Raw genomic sequence first — 6,332 nt, 5'->3', positions numbered from 1 at the left:
GACTTAACCATAGTCTTAAAAACGAACTCGTTTTTACAAAAACTTCTTCTGCATTATCTAGTTTTGAGGGAATGAAAAAAATAAATTTTCCTCTTGAAAAATCAAAAAAAGACATTATAATAAAATAGTGTCGATTTAATAGTCTGGTAATAATGGCGAGAAGGTCACACCCGTTCCCATACCGAACACGGAAGTTAAGCTTCTCAGCGCCGATGGTAGTTGGGGCAGGCGCCCCTGTGAGAGTAGGACATTGCCAGGCTCTTTTAATATTATTCCGCAGTAGCTCAGTGGTAGAGCTATCGGCTGTTAACCGATCGGTCGTAGGTTCGAGTCCTACCTGCGGAGCCATTTTAATTTCAACAAGAGAATCAGCTATGCTTCCATAGCTCAGTAGGTAGAGCACTTCCATGGTAAGGAAGAGGTCAGCGGTTCGAGCCCGCTTGGAAGCTTACCTATATTTAATTAATATGGCCCCTTGGTCAAGCGGTTAAGACACCGCCCTTTCACGGCGGTAACACGGGTTCGAATCCCGTAGGGGTCACCATAGTTTTTTCGTGATAGCGAAAATAACTTTCATAAATTTGGAGGATTAGCTCAGCTGGGAGAGCATCTGCCTTACAAGCAGAGGGTCGGCGGTTCGATCCCGTCATCCTCCACCATAATTTTTTCGTGATAGCGAAAATAATTTTCATTTTGTGCCGGTTTAGCTCAATTGGTAGAGCAACTGACTTGTAATCAGTAGGTTGGGGGTTCAAGTCCTCTAGCCGGCACCTTTCTTTTTTAATAAAATGGAGGGGTAGCGAAGTGGCTAAACGCGGCGGACTGTAAATCCGCTCCCTCAGGGTTCGGCGGTTCGAATCCGTCCCCCTCCACCATTTATAATTTTAAAAAAGTTGGACAAACTAGATATTAATACATCATTATTGGGCTATAGCCAAGCGGTAAGGCATCGCACTTTGACTGCGACATGCGTTGGTTCAAATCCAGCTAGCCCAGCCATATGAGCCATTAGCTCAGTCGGTAGAGCATCTGACTTTTAATCAGAGGGTCGAAGGTTCGAGTCCTTCATGGCTCATAAAATAACACAAACAACCCTAGGTTACGACTTTCTTGGGTTTTTGTTCTTGGATATGCGGAAGTAGTTCAGTGGTAGAACACCACCTTGCCAAGGTGGGGGTCGCGGGTTCGAATCCCGTCTTCCGCTCCATATTAGATGGGGCCTTAGCTCAGCTGGGAGAGCGCCTGCTTTGCACGCAGGAGGTCAGCGGTTCGATCCCGCTAGGCTCCACCATCACACTACATATAAAATTTTGCCTTAAATCTTGCTGATTTAAGGCTTTTTTTATTAAAAAAAGAGAATTACATACAAAATACGATCGATTTATTAGGAAAACTTTAATTATTTTTCCTATTTGCTTCTTCTAAGTAATTTATCTGCGCTAATTCATGATTTATCTGCGGAAAATCCACTTTTATCTGCGAAAAAAGTAGGTTTATCTGCGGAAAATCCACTTTTATCTGCGAACCGAAATCTTCCTCCTAAAAGGTACCGTACCACCCCTCCTACGCATATATATACAAAATTTTGTCGAGTTGAGTCATCTCTATGAAAGCGGTTAAAATAGAACGTATAAAAGGGTAGGAGGAATTTTGATATGGGCAAAAAACTTTCAATTATTGGGATGCCAATGGATTTAGGACAAATGCGCCGCGGTGTGGATATGGGGCCTAGCGCCATCCGTTATGCGGGGATTAATGAGCGACTTAAGCCGCTATTTGATGAAATCCATGATTTAGGTGATATAGCAATCGGTAGACCAGAAGTCGTAGTAGATAAAGAATCGAATCTACGAAACCTTGATTTAGTTGCAGAGAAAAGCGCCCTGCTTGCAGAAAAGGTTGATGAAGCGGTTCAATCAGGTGCATTCCCACTTGTACTTGGCGGAGACCACAGTATTGCGATTGGGACATTAGCGGGTGTCGCGAAACATTATAAAGACCTAGGTGTTATATGGTACGATGCCCATGGTGATTTAAATACAGCAGAAACAAGCCCATCAGGGAACATCCACGGCATGCCTTTAGCTGCCAGTATAGGATTAGGACATCAAAAGTTAACAGAACTTGGTGGTTACTTCCCGAAAGTTAAGCCGGAGAACGTAGTCATTATCGGTGCTAGATCTCTCGATGAGGGCGAAAGAATTTTAATAAAAGAAACAGGCATTAAAGTCTACACTATGCATGAAATCGACCGCTTAGGGATGGCCGCTGTCATGGAAGAAACCATTGCATACTTGAAAGAAAGAACAGATGGAGTTCATCTATCACTAGACCTTGATGGTTTAGACCCAAGTGAATGTCCTGGTGTTGGAACACCAGTTATGGGGGGAATCAGCTATCGTGAAAGCCATCTCGCAATGGAAATGCTAGAGGAAGCAAAACTGATTACCTCGGCTGAATTTGTAGAAGTGAACCCAATTTTAGATGAGAAAAATAAAACAGCTCAAATCGCAGTAGGATTAATGGGATCTCTATTTGGTGAAAAGCTTCTATAAAAATAAAGCAGCTGCATCGGTTCGAGATGCAGCTGCTTTATTTTTTCATTAATAGAGTATACTCATAAAGTAAAGAGTCGAGCTTTTTGCTAACTTCAAGCACTTGTTGATTGGCAAATGTTGTTTCAAATGCTAACCGAACCATATCTTTTCGACAGCTTTCAATCTCCGCTAATAATTCATTGAGTTGAGCATCCACTACAGCCATGACCTCTTTCCCATATATTATTACTTTTATCTCCCTCCTCGAAAATCTATAAACTTGAATTTGAGCCTTTTTAGTAAAATTTTGCTAATATTATAGGTGTTAGAAGTTTTTTCGTTGAAAACGAAACTTTTTTGCTATCGTTTCGTATAGAACGTATAGCGTAATGGAGCTGAAGAACGTTAATGGATGCTATTGTAAAAAAAAGAATAAAACAAGTGATTAAAGGCGATCAGGATGCCTTTGGGGAAATTGTTGAAATATATAAAAACAGTGTCTTTCAGTTGTGTTTCCGGATGCTTGGAAATAGACATGAAGCCGAGGATGTGGCACAGGAAGCGTTTATCCGTGCTTATGTGAATATAAAATCCTTTAACCAAGATTTAAAGTTCTCAACTTGGCTTTTTCGGATTGCTACTAATTTATGTATTGATCGAATGCGGAAAAAGAAGCCTGATCATTATTTAGATGCAGAAGTAGCTGGAACAGAGGGGTTAACGATGTATTCTCAAATTCCTTCCAATACTCCGCTTCCAGAAAAAGAATTGGAAAGCTTAGAACTGAAGGAGATCGTACAAAAAGAAATTCTAAACTTGCCAGAAAAATATCGGTCAGCAATCGTTTTGAAATATATAGAAGAATTATCTTTAAATGAAATAAGTGAAATTCTTGATCTTCCTCTTGGGACAGTAAAAACAAGAATTCACCGAGGCCGAGAAGCATTAAGACAACAATTACGTTATGTTTGAGGTGAAACGAATACATGTGTCCAGAACATATCATCGATCTCATGCACGAGTATTTAGATGAGGAAATTGATTCAGAAAAAGAACGAATTTTAAGAGAACACCTCCGAGACTGTAAAGAGTGTGAGGCTATTTTTAATGAACTTAATAAGACAGTTGCTTTTGTTAAGAGTATCTCTACCATGCAGGCACCGGCTGATTTTACAGCAAATGTCCTTGCGCGTCTGCCTAAAGAAAAGAAAAAGGTTTGGATGGGGAGGGTACTGAGAAACCATCCGATCCTTGCGGCAGCCTCAGTATTCATTATCTTAATGGTGGCAAGCGTATTATCCACTTGGAATCAAGACCGGGAATTCTCGGTTTCCAAACAAAAAAATCTAGTTGTGGAGAATAATACGGTCATTGTGCCAAAAGGCGAAGTCGTCAAGGGCGATGTTGTCGTTCATAATGGGACTTTGAAAATCGAAGGGGAAGTACAGGGGAACGTAACAGTTATTAATGGCGAAAAGTATCTAGCGTCCGCGGGTCACGTGACAGGACAAATAGAAGAAGTGAACGAGGTGTTCGATTGGATTTGGTATCATATGAAAAAGTCAGCGCAAGAGGCCCTCGATATTTTTTAACACCCTGAAACCGAATAAAAAACAAATCACTCGTTTATGAGTGATTTGTTTTTTTAAGCAGTTACATATAATAAGTACAAGGTTGATTTGTGCTATAATAATGAAGTTGTATCCAATTGATTTGTTTTTAAGAAAATTACGGAGGAAAAACAATGCCGTTTGCCGATTTTACTATATGGAAGTATTTAGCTAGTATTGTTGATATTCTCCTCGTATGGTATGTCATATACAAACTGATCAATATTATAAGAGGAACCAAAGCGGTTCAGCTGCTTAAAGGAATCTTTGTTATTCTTCTTGTAAAAGTAGTCAGTGATTTTTTTGGCTTAGCTACACTAAGCTGGATGATGCAGCAGGTCATAACATACGGGTTTCTTGCGATTATTATTATTTTTCAGCCGGAACTCCGCAGGGCCCTTGAGCAATTAGGCAGGGGCAAGTTTTTCTCGAGAAGCTCAAGTCCCGACGATGATGATCAGGAAAAAGCAGTGCAAGCGATTATAAAAGCGACAGATTACATGGCAAAGCGCCGAATTGGCGCCTTAATCTCGATTGAACGAGAAACAGGTATGGGTGATTACATAGAAACCGGCATCCAGTTAAATTCAATGATTTCTTCAGAATTACTGATTAACATTTTTATCCCGAATACACCGCTTCATGATGGAGCCGTCATAATCCAGCGAAACAATGTTGCTGCGGCGGCATGCTATCTTCCTTTATCGGAGAGTCCGTTTATCTCAAAAGAACTGGGAACGCGGCACCGGGCGGCATTGGGAATCAGTGAAGTAACGGATAGTCTTACAGTCGTGGTTTCGGAAGAGACGGGTAGTATCTCCCTAACGAAAAATGGAGAACTTCATCGTGATTTAAAAGCAGAAGAATTTAAAGAATTACTCACGAACGAATTATTCCTGACAAATAAAACAAAACAAGCTTCTTCAGCTCGTTGGAACTGGAGGGGAAAAAAATAATGGATAAACTGATGGATAATCGATGGTTTATCAAAATCCTTGCCTTACTATTAGCCATTTTGCTTTATTCAACTGTTCCAAACAAAGAGAATAAACTAACTGATATTAATGTACCGAGCGAATCGACCTCTGCGACCATAAAGGATATTCCTGTAAATGTCTATTATGATACGGAAAATCTAGTGGTATCGGGCATCCCAAACACGGTTTCCATCACGATCAAAGGGCCGAAAACCCATGTTCAATCTACAAGTGCCTTAAAAAACTTTGAAGTGTATGTGGATTTGACGGAAGCCAAGATTGGAAAGCAGAAAGTAAAACTTAAGGTAAAAGATTTGTCTGATAAATTAAAAGCCACAATTAAACCAGCTACAGTGACTGTAAATGTCCAAGAAAAAATAACCAAAGAGTTTAAAGTGGAAGCAGAATTTAATCCGAGTCAGGTGGAGGAAGGCTACTCAGTCGGACTGCCTGTAGTCGAGCCAAATAAAGTGAAAATCACAGGTGCAAAAAGTGTAATCGATCGAATCGCCTATGTAAAAGCAACATTAGAAGAGAAAAATAAACTGAAAGAAACAATTACAAAAGAGGCTCACGTACAGGTTCTGGATAAAGACCTGAATAAATTGGACGCAGTGGTTGCACCAGAAACAGTAAAAGTGACCATACCTATTAAAAATAATAGTAAAACCGTTCCAATCAATATAATCAAAAAAGGAACACCGCAGGCGGGAATTACGATTGACACAATGGATTTGGATGTAAAAGAAGCAACCATTATTGGTCCGGAAGATATCCTAAAAGACACCGATAGTGTTCGAGTGGAAGTGGATGTAAGTAAAATTACCGAAAACACAACCCTTAATCTCCCTGTCATTATTTCAAATGGAATCACGAAGGTGACCCCGCAAATGGTAAAAGTAACCGTCTTGGTGAAAAAGCAAGAAGAAAAGACCGTTTCGGGAATTCCGTTAAAAATCCATGGATTATCTGATCCCTACACAGCAGAGATTAATGATCCTACTAATCAGTTAATCAATTTGATTGTTAATGGACCCAGTTCAATGGTTGATGGATTAGGTCCTGAGGACTTTAATGTATATATTGATTTAACCAATTTGGATGAGGGAAGTCATGAAGTGAACATCCACATAGATGGTCCTGCCAATCTAGACTGGAAGCCCAATTTATCGACAGCAAAAATTACAATTACCAAAAATGCATAATAC

General features: G+C 40.1%; 6 protein-coding genes, 10 tRNA genes and 1 rRNA gene. 16 read left to right on the top strand and 1 reads right to left on the bottom strand.

What is annotated here, in order from left to right:
* Window positions 1-142: 142 nt before the first annotated feature.
* From rrf to rocF, 12 genes are all read left to right on the top strand, one after another.
* Window positions 143-259: ribosomal RNA gene (rrf, locus tag ABES02_RS07730) — 5S ribosomal RNA — on the top strand.
* A gap of 14 nt (window positions 260-273) precedes the next feature.
* Window positions 274-348: transfer RNA gene (locus tag ABES02_RS07725), tRNA-Asn, on the top strand.
* 28 nt (window positions 349-376) lie between these two features.
* A tRNA-Thr gene (locus tag ABES02_RS07720) sits at window positions 377-449 on the top strand.
* A 20-nt stretch (window positions 450-469) separates the two neighbouring features.
* Window positions 470-544, top strand: a tRNA-Glu gene (locus ABES02_RS07715).
* 39 nt (window positions 545-583) lie between these two features.
* A tRNA-Val gene (locus tag ABES02_RS07710) sits at window positions 584-659 on the top strand.
* 38 nt (window positions 660-697) lie between these two features.
* Window positions 698-770: transfer RNA gene (locus ABES02_RS07705), tRNA-Thr, on the top strand.
* A 20-nt stretch (window positions 771-790) separates the two neighbouring features.
* Window positions 791-875 (top strand) — tRNA-Tyr (locus tag ABES02_RS07700).
* Window positions 876-924: 49 nt separating this feature from the next.
* A tRNA-Gln gene (locus ABES02_RS07695) sits at window positions 925-999 on the top strand.
* 3 nt (window positions 1,000-1,002) lie between these two features.
* Window positions 1,003-1,075 (top strand) — tRNA-Lys (locus ABES02_RS07690).
* A gap of 57 nt (window positions 1,076-1,132) precedes the next feature.
* Window positions 1,133-1,207: transfer RNA gene (locus tag ABES02_RS07685), tRNA-Gly, on the top strand.
* Window positions 1,208-1,215: 8 nt separating this feature from the next.
* A tRNA-Ala gene (locus ABES02_RS07680) sits at window positions 1,216-1,291 on the top strand.
* Window positions 1,292-1,655: 364 nt separating this feature from the next.
* On the top strand, window positions 1,656-2,555 hold the full coding sequence (gene rocF / locus ABES02_RS07675) for an arginase (protein ID WP_430132763.1): 900 nt from the start codon (window positions 1,656-1,658) through the stop codon (window positions 2,553-2,555).
* A gap of 37 nt (window positions 2,556-2,592) precedes the next feature.
* On the opposite strand, the gene ABES02_RS07670 is transcribed toward rocF, so the two are convergent.
* Entirely contained in the window at window positions 2,593-2,763 is a 171-nt protein-coding gene (locus ABES02_RS07670; protein WP_430132761.1) for an aspartyl-phosphate phosphatase Spo0E family protein, read from the bottom strand.
* Between the two features lie 182 nt (window positions 2,764-2,945).
* Here ABES02_RS07670 and sigW point away from each other — a divergent pair, with 182 nt between their 5' ends.
* The 4 genes from sigW to ABES02_RS07650 all read left to right on the top strand — a co-directional run bounded on the left by sigW (window position 2,946) and on the right by ABES02_RS07650 (window position 6,329).
* Window positions 2,946-3,509, top strand: a complete 564-nt coding sequence (gene sigW, locus ABES02_RS07665) for an RNA polymerase sigma factor SigW (protein ID WP_430132759.1) — start codon at window positions 2,946-2,948, stop codon at window positions 3,507-3,509.
* Window positions 3,510-3,523: 14 nt separating this feature from the next.
* Window positions 3,524-4,129: a zf-HC2 domain-containing protein gene (locus ABES02_RS07660; RefSeq protein ID WP_430132757.1), complete on the top strand. Its 606-nt coding sequence runs from the start codon at window positions 3,524-3,526 to the stop codon at window positions 4,127-4,129.
* A gap of 152 nt (window positions 4,130-4,281) precedes the next feature.
* A complete protein-coding gene (gene cdaA, locus ABES02_RS07655) occupies window positions 4,282-5,103 on the top strand; it encodes a diadenylate cyclase CdaA (RefSeq protein ID WP_430132755.1) in 822 nt (273 codons plus the stop codon).
* Window positions 5,103-6,329, top strand: a complete 1,227-nt coding sequence (locus ABES02_RS07650; RefSeq protein WP_430132753.1) for a CdaR family protein — start codon at window positions 5,103-5,105, stop codon at window positions 6,327-6,329. The genes cdaA and ABES02_RS07650 overlap by 1 nt, the downstream gene beginning before the upstream one ends.
* Window positions 6,330-6,332: the final 3 nt, after the last annotated feature.

Origin of the sequence: Neobacillus pocheonensis, assembly GCF_050477905.1 — a bacterium.
In the GTDB taxonomy this organism is placed as follows: domain Bacteria; phylum Bacillota; class Bacilli; order Bacillales; family Cytobacillaceae; genus Neobacillus; species Neobacillus pocheonensis_A.
Note: the sequence above shows the minus strand (reverse complement) of the source record. Positions and strands in the feature narration are given on the sequence as shown.

Excerpts from the sequence above, each read along its gene's own strand:
- ABES02_RS07660 (WP_430132757.1), top strand. The coding sequence starts at position 3,524 with ATGTGTCCAGAACATATCATCGATCTCATGCACGAGTATTTAGATGAG.
- rocF (WP_430132763.1), top strand. The coding sequence starts at position 1,656 with ATGGGCAAAAAACTTTCAATTATTGGGATGCCAATGGATTTAGGACAA.
- cdaA (WP_430132755.1), top strand. The coding sequence starts at position 4,282 with ATGCCGTTTGCCGATTTTACTATATGGAAGTATTTAGCTAGTATTGTT.
- sigW (WP_430132759.1), top strand. The coding sequence starts at position 2,946 with ATGGATGCTATTGTAAAAAAAAGAATAAAACAAGTGATTAAAGGCGAT.
- ABES02_RS07650 (WP_430132753.1), top strand. The coding sequence starts at position 5,103 with ATGGATAAACTGATGGATAATCGATGGTTTATCAAAATCCTTGCCTTA.
- ABES02_RS07670 (WP_430132761.1), bottom strand. The coding sequence starts at position 2,763 with ATGGCTGTAGTGGATGCTCAACTCAATGAATTATTAGCGGAGATTGAA.